The sequence below is a fragment of the Alkalibacter mobilis genome, assembly GCF_015594845.1.
In the GTDB taxonomy this organism is placed as follows: Bacteria; Bacillota; Clostridia; order Eubacteriales; family Alkalibacteraceae; genus Alkalibacter; species Alkalibacter mobilis.
The window spans coordinates 1-1,363 of record NZ_JADNRK010000067.1; the positions used below are offsets into that span (position 1 = coordinate 1).

General features: G+C 44.6%; 1 protein-coding gene. It reads right to left on the reverse strand.

Annotated elements, in window-relative coordinates; genetic code table 11:
* Positions 1–53: 53 nt before the first annotated feature.
* On the reverse strand, positions 54–1,250 hold the full coding sequence (locus IWB18_RS12395; RefSeq protein ID WP_195683927.1) for an IS256 family transposase: 1,197 nt from the start codon (positions 1,248–1,250) through the stop codon (positions 54–56).
* Positions 1,251–1,363: the final 113 nt, after the last annotated feature.

Genomic DNA, 1,363 nt, shown 5'->3' on the forward strand with positions numbered 1-1,363 from the left:
GGTACCGTCAAGATTCTTTCGCAAAATTAATTAGCCATTTGGTTTGAATATATTTAAAGAGCAACTGACTCTGGGTTGTCAAGCTCCATTCTTTCCAGGTGTTTCATGTTTAAATACCGCTTGCATCCCCACTGGGTGCCGGCAACATGGCGTAACCTCGCACACACCAACATGAGAGCAGAGTTTCCATCAGGAAATGTGCCGACGACTTTTGTGCGCCTCCTGATTTCTCGATTGAGACGTTCTATGACATTGTTGGTCCTAATCCGAGTCCAGTGCTCAACCGGAAATGACATATATGTGAGAGTCTCATCAATGCCATCTTCAACCTTCTTTGCAGCCTGGTGAAGTTTCATCTCTTTGAGCTTTTCGATGACCTGTTCTGCTTTGTACCTGGCAGCAGATTTGTCCTCGCTTGCATGGATCGCTTTGAGCATTTTAGTGACAAATTTCATCTTGGATCTGGGGGTTACTGAAAAGATATTACGGTAAAAGTGTACGGTGCATCTTTGATATTTTGCATCCGAAAAAACCTCCGGAATTGACTCAAGCATGCCAAGACTTTTATCTCCGACAATGAGCTGTACACCAGTAAGTCCGCGGGTTTTGAGCCACTGAAGAAAGGAACTCCAGCTTTCTTTGTCTTCCTTCATTCCTTCTGCTGCGCCCAAGATTTCCCGATGGCCTTCCTCGTTTACGCCAATGGCAATCAGTATGGCGACATTCTCATATTCGCCGCCCCAGGAGCGTTTCAGGAAGATTCCATCCACATATACATATGGATAATCACCGCCAGTTAATGGGCGATTACGCCATGTTTCGATGTGCTCATAGGCTTTCTTGTTCAGGTTGCTAATCGTACCTGGTGATACCTTTGTCCCCCATAAGGCTTCGGTAATATCCTCGACCCTGCGAACGGATACTCCGGCAAGGTACATTTCTATCAAAGCCTCTTCCACAGAGCATTCCCGTCTACGGTATCTTTCAATGATGGCGGTTTCGAAGGGAACACCTTTGAGCTTTGGTACCTTGAGCGTTACATCTCCGGATGTTGTGGTTAGATTTCTCTGATAGTGACCAGATCGATAACCTTGGCGTTCGCTGGTTCGCTCGTACTTGGCAGCATTGATCAGCTCGTCAGCTTCTTTGTCGAGAAGCGCATTTAGCGTTTCCTCCACACTATTTCTTACCAGATCTTTCAGTTCGGTTTTGATTACTTGTTCGTTTAATTGTATAATGTTATCGGACATGTTTCATAGCCTCCTTTGGTTCGATTTTGTGTGGTAACTTGATTTTACCAAACGGCTATGGACACGTCCATTTTTCGTTATTTTGTTTTTGCGAAATTAATTATACGTTATCT